The organism is Lysinibacillus sp. A4, assembly GCF_024919535.1.
GTDB lineage: Bacteria > Bacillota > Bacilli > Bacillales_A > Planococcaceae > Lysinibacillus > Lysinibacillus capsici.
In genome coordinates, this window is the sequence record NZ_JANWTB010000006.1 from 127179 (window position 1) to 144114 (window position 16936).

Below are 16936 nucleotides of genomic sequence, written 5' to 3' on the forward strand. Positions count from 1 at the left end.
CGAACCTCCTAGTTAGTCTTCAGCAATCCAACTACGCAGTAACTTTGCAAAATCGTCTGGCTTATCTTTGGCCATTTTTTCTAGCTGCTTACGACGCATTGTAGCTTCCGTTTCAATTTCTTCATTAATATCATCAACCATTAATTCTTCTTGTTCTTCTAGGATACTTAACTCTTCTTCTTCCTTCGCACGTTTACGTGAACGGATAATGAAGAATGCTAGTAATAAGATAACAGCTAACAAGATACCTCCGATAACCCAAACCCACCATGGAATGATTGGTTTTTCATCAGCTACCTCTGTTGCCTTACCGTATAATGGTTGTACAGATACCGCCACTTTTTCATCGATCTGCTCTTGAGTAAGTTCTGCTGCTACGTCTTTGGAAATTGTTGTACGTACAATTGTACTTAAAATTTTCTCAATATCTTCTCGAACACCGTCTGGTAATGACGCTGCATCAGTTGCTGTCGGTGGTTCAACAATTACTTGAATCCCAATATCCTGAATTTTATAAGGAGCTTCTTGAATATCCTTACGTATACGGTTCACATCATTATTAATCGTTTCTTCCGTACGCTCGTAATCACCATTTCCTGCTGTACCTTCATTATAAGTTGTGAAGTTATCAGTAGTTGTTTCAGCTTCAGGTGTTCCAGCAGCGGCAGCTGCGCCTGTACCAGAATATTGCTCTGTAATTCGCTGAGCACTTATGGCAATACCTTCCATATTTTCTTCATCAACTGGTGTCACAAGATTTTCTTCACGATTTTCTTTCTTGAAATCAATATCCGTTGTGACAGAAACCATTACTTTATCTTGTCCCATCAACGTTCCAAGCATATTTTGCACTTGACGTTGTAGATCTCGTTCTACCAATTTCTTCATTTGTAACTGGCCTTCAGCTGTTGTTGTGGAAGTACCATCAGCTGTTGCTGCATTCAGATCAAAGTACTCTGAAAATTGGTTAGAGATCACGATATTTTCAGTCTTTAAATTCGGAATACTTTTTGACACTAAATTGTACATTGTAGTTATTTGCTGTTCCGTAAATTTATAGCCAGGATCAGTATTTAAAACGATAGATGCTGTTGCCTCTCCCTGAACATCCGTTACGAATACACCTTCCTCAGGAACAGTAATCATCACTTTTGCATCTTTTACACCTTCCAGATTTTTGAAAAGTTTAGCAATTTCAGTTTCAGTAGCTGCTTTTTTTAATAGGTTAAATTCATTATCAGTCATACCAAAACCTGAACTATTAGCAAATGAGTAATCGATTGAACCTGTTTGTGGATATCCCTCTGAAGCTAATTGCACTAATAAGGAGTCTACTTGTTCTTCTGGCACTAAAATAGATGTTCCACCTGGAGCAATTTGATAAGTCACACCTTGGGAATCTAGAGCTTCCTTTACCTGTCCAATTTCCCGTGTTGATAAATCTTTATAAAGTGGAACATATGTAGTTTTGGAAGCAAAAAATGTCACAATTGCTGCTATTGCGATTACAACTACCACGGAGCCAATCATAACTATTTTTTGCTTTTTACTTCGACTTGTCCAAAATTGACTGGTGTCGTTTTTTATTTTTGTCAATCGTTCATTCATTATGAATCCTCCGGTTATAGTGAATAACCTAGCCATCAATAATTTGCGAACATAATGAGCCACTCTGAATTGTGGTTGTTAATATATATTGAAAAGAGGTTTCTTATCTTTACAATATAATTAAACACTCATGCGCATTATTTCTTGGTAAGCTTCAATCACCTTATTGCGAACTTCAATTGTTGCGTTTAGGGTAATGCTTGCCTTTTGCGAAGCAATCATCACTTCATGCAACTCCACATCTTCACCTTTAATTAGCTTCTGAGTAAATTTATCAGAAGTTATTTGTTGATCATTTACTTTTGCAATTGCTTCTTTTAACGAGTTCGCGAAGCTTTGTTGCGCTTCATAAGGTGTAGCATTCAGTTTATTCGTGTTATTTACAACCTGAGTAGGTGTCATTAGCGAAATGGACGAAATGGCCATGTATGTATCTTCCTTTCTACTTAAATTTATTTACCAATCTCTAAAGCCTTTGTAAGCATGGATTTATTCGCATTAAATACAGTTATATTAGCCTCATAAGAACGAGTAGCCGACATTAAATCAACCATTTCTTTTAATGGATCGACGTTAGGCATGTTTACATAACCATCTGCATTTGCATCTGGATGAGTTGGGTCATATACAAGTTTGAAAGGTGTTTCTTGATCTTCTGAGATTCGAGTAATTTTCACACCATTACCAACACCACTTTTTGCATTTTTACCTAGTGCTATATTCAAAAAATTAGAAAATTGTCCTTCTTGTGCTGACAGCGTCACGGACTTACGTCGATATGGTTCCCATTCCCCATTCACTTGACGAGCGCGAGTTGTATCCATGTTAGCCATATTAGAAGAAATAACGTCCATACGTAAACGCTGCGCTGTTAATGCGGAGGCAGTGGTATTCATCCCATGAAAAATAGACATCTATTACTTACCTCCTTTAATAACGGTATTCAATGTGTTTAATTTCCCATTAACACGATCGATTAGCGCATTATAATAAATTTGATTCTCTGCTAATTTCGCTTGCTCAGCATCCATATCTACAGCATTCCCATTGTTTCTATATCGCAAGTTCTCAACAATATTGACACCTGGTGTAGATTGTCGAAACGTGAAATCATAATGTCTATTATCAGTGCGGTATGCAGAAATAGCTATGCTCTTCTGCTCTTCCAACATATCCTTAAAACTAACATTTTTCGCCTTATAATTAGGTGTATCGACATTCGCGATATTATTTGCGATTGTTTTATGATTTAAAGTGGCATAGGAAAGTCCATTTTCCAGGCTACTAATAGTTCCTCCAAATAAATTCAAAACTGTTCACCTCATTTTATTTAAAATCTATGTACTTGTTAATTTATCCAATAATACAATTGTAATTAAGATGATACCTAGTGTCTATTGTCTTTTGTCACTTTTTAATAGTCTATACGCCCTATTTTTTCTCCCTCTTAACCATGACAAAACTTCCCCATCCTTTGTGTCTCTAGGCTTCAGTAAAGATTATTAATCATCTAGTTATTTTACACCATTTCGACAGTGTTTACGATTTTATTGTGAAAAATGCCTTTTTATGAGGTTAATCGCCTTTTTTAACCCTTTTAAATAAAGGTCCCTTTTTACTAGATTGACCACTAAGGGGGTATTTTTTATACAGTGACTATAAGTTTATTCACCATTCTTCAAAAGTAACATATCAGCATTTTTTATATGCTAATTGTAGTGACAAATTATCGAACATTTTTAGGATAAAAGCAACGATATCCATGTTTTTATATTAATTCTCTACAAAATAAGTGCCCTAAAATTTCGAAAATACACAAAAAAGCGTCTATATTTACCATAGACACCACCATTATTTTGAAAAACAATACATTATACGAAAGATGAAATCAGCTTTCATTCCACCCTACCGGCTTGCCACTATACTTCTTTCTCACTCAGTTTAAAGTACAAAACTACTGCTCTGTTTAAGGTCTCCCTTTCTCACATGGGAATCAATTAGCCTTCTACTCCACCGTTCTACATTAAAAGCAAAAATTACAATCACTAGTCTGAAAAGTCACTTTTCCTCATGTTCGACTAACAGATTCATTGTACACTCCTCTGGATTGGACGATGACGAAACCTAAAGCACCCCTCACCTTTCTAAAAGGTCTTTTTCAACAACATAAAAAGCGTCTATGTTTACCATAGACGCTTTCATTAGCTTCTTAAAAGAAGTATTTATTTCATTTTAATTTCTGCTAAAGCATTTAAGAATTTATCGTTTAGTACTTTAATATAAGTACCTTTCATGCCTAAAGAGCGAGATTCAATGACACCCGCTGATTCAAGTTTACGTAATGCGTTTACGATCACTGAGCGTGTAATACCCACTCGATCAGCAATTTTAGAAGCAACTAGTAAACCTTCATTACCATCAAGCTCTTCAAAAATGTGTTCAATTGCCTCTAACTCACTGTACGAAAGTGAATTAATAGCCATTTGCACGACAGCTTTGCTACGAGCTTCTTCTTCAATTTCTTCCGATTTTTCACGTAAAATTTCCATACCAACTACCGTTGCACCATACTCAGCTAAAATTAGATCATCATCTTCAAATTGTGAAGATAAACGAGCAAGGATTAATGTGCCTAAACGCTCACCACCGCCAACGATTGGTACAATTGTTGTTAAAGCATTTTGGAATAAATCTTTATTTTCTACTGGGAAAGCAGTATGTTCATTATTAATATCTAAATTTGATGATGTTTCAGAGATCGTAAATAAGCTATGTGTGTATTCTTCTGGGAACTGTCTCTCTTCGAACATTTTTTTCATACGTTCATTTTCAATTTGTTGGTGAATTGAAATACCTAATAATTTACCTTTACGACTTAAAATATAGACATTACTATCGATAATGTCGCCTAATGTATCGGCCATTTCCTTAAAGTTTACTGGCTTACCAGCAGAAGCTTGAAGCATCGAGTTAATTTTACGTGTTTTTTCTAATAAATTCATTATATGTTCCTCCTATAAATAATCCGAAGAGTATTTACTAAATATTCTAAAGGTTTTTACTATTGAATGATACTAATCAGCTTTATCTTACAGTATAAACTGTGACAAATCTTTGTTTTTTACTATTCCCGCAAGTTTTTGATCCACATACGCCGCATTAATCGGGATACTCGCTGGCGCAATCTCAGATGCCTCAAACGATAGTTCTTCCAGTAAACGTTCTAATATCGTGTGTAAACGACGAGCTCCGATATTGTCTGTTTCCTGATTCACTTCAGTTGCTATCTCAGCAATTCGTTCAATAGCATCTGTTGTGAAATGAATTTCTACGCCTTCTGTCTCTAAAAGTGCTTTATATTGTAAAATTAATGATTGATCTGGTTCTTGTAAAATACGGATAAAATCCTGTTTTGTTAATTTTTCTAGCTCTACCCGAATTGGGAAACGGCCTTGTAACTCGGGAATTAGGTCTGATGGTTTTGACATATGAAATGCCCCAGCAGCAACAAACAGCATATAATCCGTTTTCACTGCACCATACTTCGTAGTGACCGTAGAACCTTCTACAATTGGTAAAATGTCACGTTGAACTCCTTCGCGAGAGACATTCGCCGAAGTATTTCCTTCTTTACTAGCAATTTTATCGATTTCGTCAATAAAGATGATACCCGTCTGCTCAGCTCTATTAATGGCTTCCTGTGCTACTTCATCAGCATCTATCAGCTTATTTGCTTCTTCTATTGTTAAAATACGACGCGCGTCTTTTACTTGCACACGGCGCTTTTTCTGTTTTTTAGGCATTAAACTAGAGAGCATATCCTGCATACCGCTATTCGCAGACATATCCATCCCAGTTCCTTGTAAGGCATCAAAAATGGATGGATTTTGTTCTGTTACCTCTACAGTAACCCACTCATTTTCTAACTTACCATTGCGTAAATCAATGGCAATTTGAGCACGCTTCGAGCGAACTTCTCCATCATCTGCTGATGAATCATCATTTGTCGGTTGTTCTTTCCCACCAAATAGCATTTCAAACGGATTTTGCATCGCCTGTTTTTTACGTAAAGAAGGCACCAAAAGTTTCACGATTGCTTCATTTGCTAATTCTTCTGCTTGTTCCTTGACAGACTCCATCATTTCTTCTTTAACTAGACGGTGAGAAGCTTCTACCAAGTCACGAACCATTGATTCAACATCTCTACCCACATAGCCTACTTCGGTAAACTTTGTCGCTTCAACTTTTACAAAAGGTGCATTGGTAAGCTTTGCAATCCTTCTGGCTATTTCTGTTTTACCGACACCAGTAGGCCCAATCATCAAAATATTTTTTGGAATAACTTCAGCCTTCATATCTTCATTTAACAACGAACGACGATAGCGGTTTCGTAACGCAATAGCTACTGCTCGCTTAGCTTCATTCTGCCCAACAATGTAACGATCTAAATGCTCAGTAATTTGTCTTGGCGTTAAATTTTTTTGTGTCATTAGTTCAGCGCCTCCACGATAATATTATGATTTGTAAATACACAGATCTCAGCAGCTGTTTCTAGTGCCGCTTCAGCAATTTCACGAGCAGTCATTGTTTCACCTGCATATTTTTTTAATGCTCTACCCGCAGACAATGCATAATTGCCCCCAGAGCCAATGGCCAAAATACCATCATCAGGTTCAATCACTTCTCCTGTACCCGAAACGAGTAATAAAGTCGTTTTATCCATTACTAGTAGCATCGCTTCGAGCTGACGCAGCATTTTATCACCACGCCATTGCTTCGCTACCTCAACGGCTGCACGTTGCAAATTACCATTATATTCATTTAATTTGCCTTCAAACATTTCAAAAAGTGTAAAGGCATCCGCAACTGAACCTGCAAAACCAGCGAGGACCTGCCCATTAAACAGACGTCTGACCTTCCTTGCTGTACCCTTCATCACAACTGCATTTCCCAATGTTACTTGGCCATCACCAGCCATAGCACAGCCTCCGTTATGATGAACCGCAAATATCGTTGTTGCATGAATTTGTCCCATCTGCCTTCCTCCTTAGCTCTATTATGCCCTTGGATGAGCATTCATATATGTTTGACGAAGATGCTCTTTTGTTACATGTGTGTAAACTTGTGTAGAAGATAAATGTGAGTGACCTAATAACTCCTGCACCGTCCGTAAATCTGCGCCATTATTCAATAAATGAGTAGCAAAAGTATGGCGAAGCATGTGTGGGTAAATTTTTGTATGGAGTGAGGCCTTGTCAATCATTTCGTTTAAAATATGACGTACCCCTCTAGGAGTAAGTTCCCCACCACGCATATTGACAAACAACTGCAGATGATTCGTTTTTTTCATCAATCGTGGACGAGCTTGCTCTATGTAGTCCTGCATTGCTAAACTCGCAAATTGACCAAATGGAATGATTCGTTCTTTTCGACCTTTGCCCATTACTCGTATAATCGAATAATGAAAATCTACATCCTCTACTTGAATTGAAGTCAGTTCACTCACACGAATACCTGTTGCATATAACAGCTCTAATATAGCTAGATTTCTTAATGATTTCAAATCATCACCAGTATTCGCATCAAATAACTGTTTCAATTCCTCTTCGTAGAAAAAATTAGGTAAACGTGATTCTTTTTTCGGATGATAAAGCGAACGAAAGGCTCCGTCATCTAATCCGTACTGTCTATTTAGAAAGCGAAAAAAGGAGCGTATTGAGGAAATTTTCCTTGAAATAGAAGCCCTTGCCCTTTTCTCATCGTACAACTTTGTTACATAAAGACGTGCATGTATATATTCAACACTTGCTAAATCATCGATTCCCTCCGTTTGTAAAAAGGTTAAAAAATCTAGCAGGTCTGATTCATATTCTCGCACTGTATGAACAGAGAAGTTCTTTTCAACTTGGATGTAAAGCATGAACTGTTCGAGTGCATCTTGGGACGAAACTAACACAGAAAGATTCACCACCAATAATTTATTAATAATTTTCTTAAATGACTGACACTTGTAATATAACGGATATACAATCCTTTGTCATCTCTTACAAGTTTGTATCGTTTTCCTGATCATTAATAAACATACATATTGACACTAAACCTATCTTCATAATATAGCAAGTGTAAATAGTTATATTTTGAGAAAAACTTCATACAAAATAATAAAATACGTCTAATTAAGCATTTTGTCTACAAAAAGAAAAAGCCTCTAAGAGTATAACAACTTTTAGAGGCTTTTGGCAATTAAATTGTTTGTGAATTCACAAAATTTCGAATTGTGCTTATTGCGCGTGTTGCATGCATTTCCGCACGCTCTGGCTTCGAACGACGACCAGGTGGTAAGTCAGGGAAGATGCCGAAGTTTACATTCATAGGCTGGAAGTTTTTCGACTGTGCTTCTGTTATATAACGCGCCATGCTTCCTAATGCCGTTTCGAATGGGAAAATAATCGGCTCTTGTCCTAAGGCTAAACGAGCTGCATTTATTCCTGCAATTAATCCACTACCTGCTGATTCAACATAGCCTTCTACACCAGTCATCTGACCTGCAAAGAAAATATTCTTTTGCTCACGAAGTTGATATGTTTTTTCTAAAACTTTCGGTGAATTAATGAAGGTGTTTCTGTGCATGACGCCATAGCGAACAATTTCTACATTCTCTAACCCAGGAATGAGCTGTAGCACTTCCTTTTGTGGCCCCCATTTTAAATGCGTTTGGAAGCCTACAATGTTGTAAAGCGTGCCTGCTGCATCGTCTTGACGAAGTTGAACAACTGCATATGGACGTTTTCCTGTTTTTGGATCCTCAAGACCTACTGGCTTCATCGGACCAAATAACATAGTTTTCTCTCCACGAGCTGCCATGACTTCAATTGGCATACAACCTTCAAAGTAAATTTCTTTTTCAAATTCCTTCAATGGTACAACTTCAGCTTCGATTAATGCTTGGCGGAAACGATCGAATTCTTCCTTTGTCATAGGACAGTTTAAATAAGCCGCTTCCCCTTTATCATAACGAGATTTTAAATAAACTTTATTCATATCAATACTATCTTTTTCGATAATAGGAGCTGCTGCATCGTAAAAGTATAAATAATCTAAACCCGTTAAACCTTGAATTTTTTCAGCTAAAGCTTTTGAAGTTAATGGTCCTGTTGCAATAACTGTAATACCTTCTGGAATTTCTGTGACTTCTTCATGAATAACCTCCACAAGTGGATGGTTTTTCACAGTTTCAGTTACATACCCTGCAAATTCGTGACGATCTACTGCTAAGGCACCTCCAGCAGGTACTGAACATTGGTCTGCTGCCTTTAAGATAACAGAATCTAACATACGCATTTCTTCTTTTATAACGCCTACAGCATTTGTTAACCCGTTTGCTCGCAATGAGTTAGAACAAACAAGTTCTGCAAATTTATCTGTATGGTGCGCTGGTGTCTGCTTTACTGGACGCATTTCATAAAGTTTAACTTTTATACCACGCTTAGCAATTTGCCAAGCTGCCTCACTACCTGCCAGCCCTGCTCCAATTACATTTACTACTTGTTCAGTCATGTTTCTTACCATCTTCCTATCATTGAGTTGGTGCTTCTTCATAGTCACACTTCGTACATTGAATTTGCACACCTTTTTTTATCTTTTTCTCTACTAATAATGCACTACATTTTGGACATGGTCTATTAATCGGCTTGTCCCATGAGACAAATTCACATTCAGGATACTGATTGCAACCATAGAATAGACGCTTTGTTTTACTTTTTCGCTCCACTATCTCGCCCGTTTCACAGGAAGGGCATTTCACACCAATAGGCTTCATAATCGCTTTTGTATTTCTACAATCAGGGAAATTAGAACAAGCCATAAATTTGCCATATCGTCCAAGCTTATAGACCATTGGAGATCCACAAAGCTCACAGTCTTCCCCTGCAGGCTCATCTTTAATGACAACCTTTTCCATAGCTTCATCCGCATGTTTTACATGGACTTCAAAGTCTTTGTAAAATTCCTCCACGACTTTTTTCCATTGTCGATTGCCTTCTTCAATATCATCTAAATCTTGTTCCATTTGTGCTGTGAATTCGATGTTTATGATATCTGGGAAAAATTCTAGTACGAGTTGGTGTACGATCTCTCCTAGCTCTGTTGGCATAAAGCGTTTAGCATCTAATACAACATAGCCACGGCGCTGAATTGTATCGAGGGTCGGTGCATATGTGGACGGGCGCCCAATTCCTAGTTCTTCCATTGTTTTAACAAGTCGCGCCTCAGAATAACGTGGTGGTGGCTGTGTAAAATGTTGTTTAGGCTCAATTTCGAGCGATTTTACTTGATCACCAATTTCCATCTCAGGTAAAAGTTTTGTCGTCTCTTCAGTTTGATCATCAGTACCTTCAATATATAGTTTCATAAAGCCTGCGAATTTAACTTGTGAGCCGTTTGCACGGAATAAAACATCACCATTTTGAAGATCTACAGCTACAGTATCAAGTACTGCCGGTGCCATTTGACTCGCAATAAAGCGCTCCCAAATTAAGCGATATAAGCGTAACTGATCACGGCTAAGTACCGCCTTTAATTCATCTGGTGTCCGCATTGTACTTGTTGGACGTATTGCTTCGTGCGCATCCTGTGCATTTGAAGCTTTCTTTGTTTGTTTTATTTCTGTTGCAATGTATTCTTTTCCATATTTACCCTCAATGTAAGTAACTGCTTCTGCTTTTGCCGTATCAGAAATACGTGTGGAATCGGTACGCATATAAGTAATTAACCCGACTGTTCCCTCTTTTTTTCCAATATCTATACCTTCGTATAATTGCTGAGCTAGCATCATGGTCTTCTTAGCACGGAAATTTAATTTTCGTGCTGCTTCTTGCTGTAAAGATGATGTTGTAAAGGCTGGTGCAGCATTACGCTTACGTTCTTTTTTCGTTACATTGACAACATCAAAGTTTGTTCCTTTAACATCTTTTAAGATTGCCTTGACTTGTGCTTCATTTGTTAATTTTATTTTGTCTTTACCATTTCCATAGTAAAGGGCATCAAATGATTTTTTTCCCTTTTCAAACGTTCCTTCAATTGTCCAATATTCTTCAGGTTGGAAGTTTTTAATTTCATTTTCACGATCAATGATCATGCGTAGTGCTACAGATTGTACTCGACCTGCCGATAAACCTTTTTTCACCTTTTTCCATAGAATCGGGCTAATGTTATAACCAACAAGTCGATCCAATATACGTCTTGTTTGCTGCGCATCTACTAAATCCATGTTAATTGGACGTGGATTTTTAAAAGACTCTATAATTGCATCTTTAGTAATTTCATTAAATACAACACGACAATCTGAGTGAATATCAATATTTAATGCAGTCGCAAGGTGCCAAGCAATTGCTTCTCCCTCGCGGTCTGGATCGGCTGCTAGATAAACTTTCTTTACTTTTTTAGCTGCAGACTTTAATTCCTGTAACACAGGTCCTTTACCACGTATCGTAATATATTTAGGCTCGAAATTATTTTCCGCGCTAACGCCCATCTGACTACGTGGAAGATCCCGTACGTGTCCAACCGACGCTTTCACTTTATATTTCTTTCCTAAATACCGTTCAATTGTTTTTGCTTTTGCTGGTGATTCTACAATCACTAAATAATCCGCCATCTATGTCTCCCCCTTAGCGAGGTCTATTACTAATTTTTTAAGTTACCTGTTGCAAAATGTATAACAGATTTTAAGATAATGCAACTTTTTTTCAATTTTTGTTAGAAAAGAGGTCTAATGTTTCAATGATTTGATGACCATTCACTATGGGAATTGCTCCTTCAAAAAGCAATTGATTTGTCCCTTTTGATTGCGTTGCGTCTATAGGTCCTGGCACCACAAACACATCTTTTCCTTGCTCTAATGCAAGCTCTGTTGTAATAAGCGTGCCACTTTTTAATGCCGCTTCTGTCACAACTAATGCTTGAGATAAACCACTAATGATTCGGTTACGCATTGGGAAATGCCATTTTTCAGGCTTCATATAGGGAGGATATTCTGTCATTAATAACTGTTGCTCTGCCATTTGCGTAGCGAGAATGCGGTTTTCTGATGGATAGAGATAATTAAAACCATGTCCAAGCACAGCTATTGTATGACCGCCCATATCGATAGTCGCCCTATGTGCCATTGTATCTGCACCTCTTGCAAGCCCACTAACAACCGTATAATCACGTTGAATAAGCGGCGGAACAATTAAGTCTATCGCTCTTTTTGAATACGCTGTCGCCTTCCTAGAGCCTATAATAGCTATCTGTTTTTTGTTTGTTAACAGGGAATATTGACCTTTCACATACAATACAGTAGGTGGACTTGATATTTCAAATAATTGCGCCGGGAAATAAGGATGATAAAACGGGATGGGGAATATATTAGCCCGTGCATAGGCCTCTTCAAGTGGTGTTGTCATAATTTGTCGAAAGCGCTGAGAAAGTTGATGTGCTTTTTGTGCCGATATTTGTAAAACTTTTGCGAGGTCGTCATAATGAATGTCTTCAAAAGAGCTTAAAATATTCACAGGGGACAACAATTGCTGAAGTTTCTGTAGTGGTAATGGGTACACATAATGTAAGGCTAGTAATCTCTGCGTATCTACTGCGAGAATCATTCAATAAACCTCCTTTTATAATAGAAGAAATTAAATGACCGCATGATAATTTTCAACACAACATTGCATTATTTTTTATAACATCTGCCACAAAATTGTTGATTTCTTCATCAGTAAGTAGGTAATTGTTGAATGAAGTATGATAAACAGTGTATAAATAATGAAAAAGATGTAGCCGTAATGGCTACATCTTCCATTTTAATGGGTTTTACACTTTTCGTATAGCCCTTTTTCTTTAATTACTTTAATCAATGTTTCACCAATTACAGAAGGTGTTTCTGCAACTTCAATACCAGCTTCGTTCATTGCTTTAATTTTCTCCGCTGCTGTTCCTTTACCACCAGAAATGATAGCACCAGCGTGACCCATACGTTTGCCAGGAGGTGCAGTTTGTCCACCAATAAAGCCTACAACAGGTTTTGTCATATTTGCCTTAATCCATGCCGCTGCTTCTTCCTCAGCTGTACCACCGATTTCACCAATCATAACAACTGCGTATGTTTCTGGATCATTATTAAAGGCTTCAAGTACATCAATGAAGTTTGTACCGTTGACAGGGTCTCCACCAATACCTACTGCAGTTGTTTGACCAATTCCAGCTTGTGTTAATTGGTGTACTGCTTCATATGTTAATGTACCAGAACGAGAAACAACTCCTACATGGCCTTTTGTATGAATATAACCAGGCATGATACCAATTTTACATTCATCAGCTGTAATAACACCTGGACAGTTTGGACCTACTAGTCGAGTGTTTTTGCCTTCCATATAACGTTTAACCTTAACCATATCAAGGACAGGAATATGCTCTGTGATACAGATTGTTAATTCTAATTCAGCATCAACAGCTTCTAAAATTGCATCTGCCGCAAATGGTGCAGGTACATAGATAACTGAAGTTGTAGCACCTGTTGCAGCTACAGCTTCTGCTACTGTATTGAAAACAGGAACTCCCTCGATTTCAAGTCCACCTTTACCTGGTGTTACACCTGCTACGATTTTAGTACCATACTCAAGCATTTGCTTCGTATGGAAAAGAGCTGTTTCGCCCGTAATCCCTTGTACAATTACCTTCGTATCTTTGTTAATAAATACAGCCATTGTTCTCCCTGCCTTCCTTAGCCTACTAGTCCCACAATTTTTTGTGCACCGTCAGCCATTGAATCCGCTGCAACGATGTTTAAACCAGATGCATTTAAAATTTCTTTTCCAAGCTCAACATTTGTACCTTCTAAGCGTACAACTAATGGCACAGCTAAACCAATCTCTTTAGCAGCCGTTACAACACCTTCAGCAATAATGTTACACTTCATAATTCCACCAAAGATGTTTACGAAAATGCCTTTTACGTTTGGATCAGAAAGGATAATTTTGAAAGCCTCTGTTACTTTTTCAGCTGTTGCACCGCCCCCTACATCTAGGAAGTTAGCAGGGCTTCCGCCATAATAACTAATTGTATCCATCGTTGCCATTGCAAGACCAGCACCGTTAACCATACAGCCAATATTTCCATCTAATGAAATATAGCTTAAGTCATATTTTGAAGCTTCGATTTCTTTTGCATCTTCTTCGTCAAAATCGCGTAATTCGACAATATCCTTATGTCGATATAATGCATTGGCATCAAAATTGAATTTAGCATCTAATGCTACTACTTCGCCTTGTCCAGTTACAACAAGTGGATTAATTTCTACAATTGATGCATCTTTGTCGATAAATGCTTGATATAAGCCTAACATTAATTTAACAGCTTTCCCTACAAGGTTTGCTGGAATATTCATATTAAACGCCATACGACGTGCTTGGAAGCTTGTTAATCCAACTACAGGATCCACAACTTCTTTGAAGATTTTTTCTGGATTTGTTTCTGCTACTTCTTCAATATCCATACCGCCTTCTTCAGATCCCATCACTGTTACACGAGATGTGGCACGGTCTAATACTAGACTTAAATAGTATTCTTTTTGGATATCAGAACCCTCTTCAATATACAAACGTTTTACTTCTTTTCCTTCTGGACCTGTTTGATGAGTCACTAAAATTTTTCCTAATAACTCTTTTGCGTATGTGCGCACCTCGTCAAGGTTTTTAGCGATTTTGACACCGCCTGCTTTACCGCGTCCACCTGCATGGATTTGCGCCTTGACTACTGTTACATTTGAGCCAAGTTCCTTCGCTACTTTTACTGCTTCATCAGGGGAAAAAGCAACTTTTCCGTTTGGTACAGCTACACCATATTTTCTCAGAATCTCTTTCCCTTGATATTCATGGATATTCATAATACATCCTCCCATCAAACATTTGCATAGAATTGTTTTACTAACATAGACTATTCTAACGAAAGATTCTGATAAAGTCTACACTTTGTCTTTAGTTCGAATTTTCTCTCTTATTATGACGCTTTTTTCTATTTTGTGTACTAAAACAGCTTGTAAAAATAATCAGAATAATTCATTTTTTCTATATTTTTGCGCATGTTGCTGATCCAAACGATAAATAAATGCGAAAACTTCTGCTACTGCCTGATATAATTCTTCAGGAATAGACTCATTTAAATCTAATTGACCAAGTAACTGCACAAGGTTAGGATCCTCATAAATCGGCACATTATGCTCATTTGCTCTTGCCAAAATGTTCTCGGCAATTTTCCCTTTTCCCTTTGCTACAACAGTGGGACTATCAAATTGACCAAGCTTATACGTAAGCGCAATTGCCTCTTTTCGAGTAAGTTTTTCTTCGCTCATACGCGGATATCCACCCCACTCTGCTCCTCTCGCTGTTCTACTACAGGACCTACTTTTTCCGTTTGCCCTTTATCAAATTGTTTAATAAACACACCTGAAAGTTGATAATTTTTTTCAGCCAGTCCAATTTTTAAAGCAGCCTTCAACGGCTCAGCAAGTGATTGAATTTCCGAATTTTCATTAAAGACCGTTACTGTGACAACTCTATTTTGAACCTGCATATCAATCACTGTTTCTTGCATAGATGCCATTTGTAAATAAAATAATACGCGTGCATAGTTAGCATCAATTTTGCCATTATCTTTCATGCGACCATTCCATTGTAAGGTTGCATCCATCTTCTTGCCAAAAAATTCAAGTGGAACTTGCATGATGAGCTGATGTTGGTGACCATTTTCTCCTGAAGATAGCTGCATTCCATTCATACGCGTCATAAGCATCTCTGCCGCTTCCTTCATTTGAGGTGGTATATTAGTTTCCTGCAATAATGTATGGAGTTGTGGCTTTAGCTGATGCGCAATCATGTGTAAATCAGCCGACTTGTTTCCGAGTGTAGCCTCATAGCTAATGCCTAAATTTTTCAACACCGTTTTAAGTGCATGTTCCATTGCTTTACTATCCATCGAATTTTGTACTAGTGCATCTGCTTGCGTCACAATTTGCTGTATAAATGGTTGCGAAGAATTAATACTATTTTTCACCAGATTGCGCATGAGTGCCTCAGTCTGTGAAGGAGAATGGGCCTCTTGTTTAAATAGGGATAACAAATGATCCTTCATCGAAAGTGTGTGGGCATCTTGTGTAAACAAACGATCAGCTGTATTTTGAGTAAATGCTTTTAATAGCTGATCCTGCATTTGTTTAGCAAAAACATCTAGCGTTTGTTTTGATACTGGTAACTGATTAAAGCGTTCCACCAGCTGATTGATTTGCTGTTTTTGCTCATTTGTTAATAAATTTTGACTTTCTGTCCATGATTTAAGCTGTGCCACCAGTTGACTAGCATTTTCTGGCTTTGTAGCAAGAATGGTTTGAATAACTTGACCAGCTTGCTGTATTGGCTGAAAGGCTTTTGCTTCATTCATCTTTGACCAGTTTTGTAATGTAGCCTGCTGGGGAAGAATTCCCGACTCTTTTAGCATTGATAAAGCTTGCATTTTTTCATTCATTGTCGCAGCACTATTCGTTAAACTTTGTAAAAGCCTTGCAAGCACTGCACTGCCTGTTTCTACTTCAAAGGGCTTGGCAATCGCTTGTACTTGTTGCATTAAATTTTGCCTCAATGACTCAGATAGGGTTGTATCCTTCGCTAAAAGCTGAGCAAAGTTATCCATGATAGCGGTCATCCCAGATGTCTTTTGACCACTCATCAATGCTTGAAACACATCGTTTATCATAGGCATTTTAAGCTCTATCATTTTTTGAATGGTTTGTAGAGCATCTACTTTTGATATACCCTCTGGCAAGGCCTTTAACCACATTTCTGCTTGCAGCATTTGTTCTTTAGAAATGGGTAGCTGCGCTTTCATAAAATGCCCTAATAATTGCTGCATCTCTGGTGATTTAGGCAAATTCATGGAATCTAACAACTGATTAATTTGCTGACTTGGTGTAGATGCCTGCGCCATCGGTCCAGTCACTATTTTCAATTCCGTTTGTGGATTTGTCCCTGTTACCTGAAAGAAGTGGGCATCCCCAGCTTTTAACGGCACTTCGAGTTTAGCTATAAATTTTTGATTACCTACTTGGATTTCTGCCATTTGATCTGGATATAATTGCTTAATTGTTCCGTGAAATACTTGACCTTGTTTTAAAGCAAGTGGTTGATTTGTCGAAGTCATTGCATTTTGCTGCAATTGAATTGGATTAAATGATGTGGCTGTCATATACATACTCCTTTCATCAATTACTCCTTCGTGTAATTGTCTACCGTTTTTTAGC

The 16936-nt window shown here is 37.7% G+C and carries 15 protein-coding genes; all 15 read right to left on the reverse strand.

The features are described 5' to 3' along the window. Positions 1-12: 12 nt before the first annotated feature. The 15 genes from fliF to NY607_RS13805 all read right to left on the reverse strand — a co-directional run bounded on the left by fliF (position 13) and on the right by NY607_RS13805 (position 16881). Entirely contained in the window at positions 13-1608 is a 1596-nt protein-coding gene (gene fliF / locus NY607_RS13735; RefSeq protein WP_131521904.1) for a flagellar basal-body MS-ring/collar protein FliF, read from the reverse strand. 120 nt (positions 1609-1728) lie between these two features. Beyond that, complete coding sequence (gene fliE, locus NY607_RS13740; protein WP_004269303.1) at positions 1729-2034, reverse strand: flagellar hook-basal body complex protein FliE; 306 nt, start codon at positions 2032-2034, stop codon at positions 1729-1731. Positions 2035-2060: 26 nt separating this feature from the next. Further along, positions 2061-2522 (reverse strand): flagellar basal body rod protein FlgC, encoded by a 462-nt coding sequence (gene flgC / locus NY607_RS13745; RefSeq protein WP_054550512.1) that lies wholly within the window; start codon positions 2520-2522, stop codon positions 2061-2063. 3 nt (positions 2523-2525) lie between these two features. Then, positions 2526-2918, reverse strand: coding sequence for a flagellar basal body rod protein FlgB (flgB, locus tag NY607_RS13750; protein ID WP_048391621.1), 393 nt, complete (start codon positions 2916-2918; stop codon positions 2526-2528). A gap of 912 nt (positions 2919-3830) precedes the next feature. Further along, complete coding sequence (codY, locus tag NY607_RS13755; RefSeq protein ID WP_004229266.1) at positions 3831-4610, reverse strand: GTP-sensing pleiotropic transcriptional regulator CodY; 780 nt, start codon at positions 4608-4610, stop codon at positions 3831-3833. Between the two features lie 87 nt (positions 4611-4697). Next, entirely contained in the window at positions 4698-6098 is a 1401-nt protein-coding gene (gene hslU, locus NY607_RS13760; protein WP_259419871.1) for an ATP-dependent protease ATPase subunit HslU, read from the reverse strand. Further along, on the reverse strand, positions 6098-6643 hold the full coding sequence (gene hslV, locus NY607_RS13765; protein ID WP_004229270.1) for an ATP-dependent protease subunit HslV: 546 nt from the start codon (positions 6641-6643) through the stop codon (positions 6098-6100). The genes hslU and hslV overlap by 1 nt, the downstream gene beginning before the upstream one ends. A gap of 21 nt (positions 6644-6664) precedes the next feature. Beyond that, positions 6665-7564: a tyrosine recombinase XerC gene (gene xerC / locus NY607_RS13770; RefSeq protein ID WP_259419872.1), complete on the reverse strand. Its 900-nt coding sequence runs from the start codon at positions 7562-7564 to the stop codon at positions 6665-6667. 287 nt (positions 7565-7851) lie between these two features. Beyond that, a complete protein-coding gene (gene trmFO / locus NY607_RS13775; RefSeq protein ID WP_016994086.1) occupies positions 7852-9165 on the reverse strand; it encodes an FADH(2)-oxidizing methylenetetrahydrofolate--tRNA-(uracil(54)-C(5))-methyltransferase TrmFO in 1314 nt (437 codons plus the stop codon). Between the two features lie 19 nt (positions 9166-9184). Further along, positions 9185-11263: a type I DNA topoisomerase gene (topA, locus tag NY607_RS13780; RefSeq protein ID WP_259419873.1), complete on the reverse strand. Its 2079-nt coding sequence runs from the start codon at positions 11261-11263 to the stop codon at positions 9185-9187. Between the two features lie 91 nt (positions 11264-11354). Next, positions 11355-12251, reverse strand: a complete 897-nt coding sequence (gene dprA, locus NY607_RS13785; protein WP_131521906.1) for a DNA-processing protein DprA — start codon at positions 12249-12251, stop codon at positions 11355-11357. Between the two features lie 198 nt (positions 12252-12449). After that, positions 12450-13352: a succinate--CoA ligase subunit alpha gene (sucD, locus tag NY607_RS13790; protein WP_004229280.1), complete on the reverse strand. Its 903-nt coding sequence runs from the start codon at positions 13350-13352 to the stop codon at positions 12450-12452. Between the two features lie 17 nt (positions 13353-13369). Beyond that, positions 13370-14530: an ADP-forming succinate--CoA ligase subunit beta gene (gene sucC, locus NY607_RS13795; protein ID WP_036080495.1), complete on the reverse strand. Its 1161-nt coding sequence runs from the start codon at positions 14528-14530 to the stop codon at positions 13370-13372. A gap of 162 nt (positions 14531-14692) precedes the next feature. Further along, on the reverse strand, positions 14693-14995 hold the full coding sequence (locus NY607_RS13800; RefSeq protein ID WP_048391628.1) for an EscU/YscU/HrcU family type III secretion system export apparatus switch protein: 303 nt from the start codon (positions 14993-14995) through the stop codon (positions 14693-14695). Then, on the reverse strand, positions 14992-16881 hold the full coding sequence (locus tag NY607_RS13805) for a hypothetical protein (RefSeq protein WP_237899651.1): 1890 nt from the start codon (positions 16879-16881) through the stop codon (positions 14992-14994). The genes NY607_RS13800 and NY607_RS13805 overlap by 4 nt, the downstream gene beginning before the upstream one ends. Between the last annotated feature and the right edge of the window lie 55 nt (positions 16882-16936).

What these genes read in the sequence shown, in the direction of transcription:
- fliE (WP_004269303.1), bottom strand. Translation starts at nt 2,034, where the DNA reads ATGGCCATTTCGTCCATTTCGCTAATGACACCTACTCAGGTTGTAAAT.
- NY607_RS13805 (WP_237899651.1), bottom strand. Translation starts at nt 16,881, where the DNA reads ATGACAGCCACATCATTTAATCCAATTCAATTGCAGCAAAATGCAATG.
- codY (WP_004229266.1), bottom strand. Translation starts at nt 4,610, where the DNA reads ATGAATTTATTAGAAAAAACACGTAAAATTAACTCGATGCTTCAAGCT.
- hslV (WP_004229270.1), bottom strand. Translation starts at nt 6,643, where the DNA reads ATGGGACAAATTCATGCAACAACGATATTTGCGGTTCATCATAACGGA.
- NY607_RS13800 (WP_048391628.1), bottom strand. Translation starts at nt 14,995, where the DNA reads ATGAGCGAAGAAAAACTTACTCGAAAAGAGGCAATTGCGCTTACGTAT.
- topA (WP_259419873.1), bottom strand. Translation starts at nt 11,263, where the DNA reads ATGGCGGATTATTTAGTGATTGTAGAATCACCAGCAAAAGCAAAAACA.
- sucD (WP_004229280.1), bottom strand. Translation starts at nt 13,352, where the DNA reads ATGGCTGTATTTATTAACAAAGATACGAAGGTAATTGTACAAGGGATT.
- hslU (WP_259419871.1), bottom strand. Translation starts at nt 6,098, where the DNA reads ATGACACAAAAAAATTTAACGCCAAGACAAATTACTGAGCATTTAGAT.
- flgC (WP_054550512.1), bottom strand. Translation starts at nt 2,522, where the DNA reads ATGTCTATTTTTCATGGGATGAATACCACTGCCTCCGCATTAACAGCG.
- sucC (WP_036080495.1), bottom strand. Translation starts at nt 14,530, where the DNA reads ATGAATATCCATGAATATCAAGGGAAAGAGATTCTGAGAAAATATGGT.
- fliF (WP_131521904.1), bottom strand. Translation starts at nt 1,608, where the DNA reads ATGAATGAACGATTGACAAAAATAAAAAACGACACCAGTCAATTTTGG.
- trmFO (WP_016994086.1), bottom strand. Translation starts at nt 9,165, where the DNA reads ATGACTGAACAAGTAGTAAATGTAATTGGAGCAGGGCTGGCAGGTAGT.
- dprA (WP_131521906.1), bottom strand. Translation starts at nt 12,251, where the DNA reads ATGATTCTCGCAGTAGATACGCAGAGATTACTAGCCTTACATTATGTG.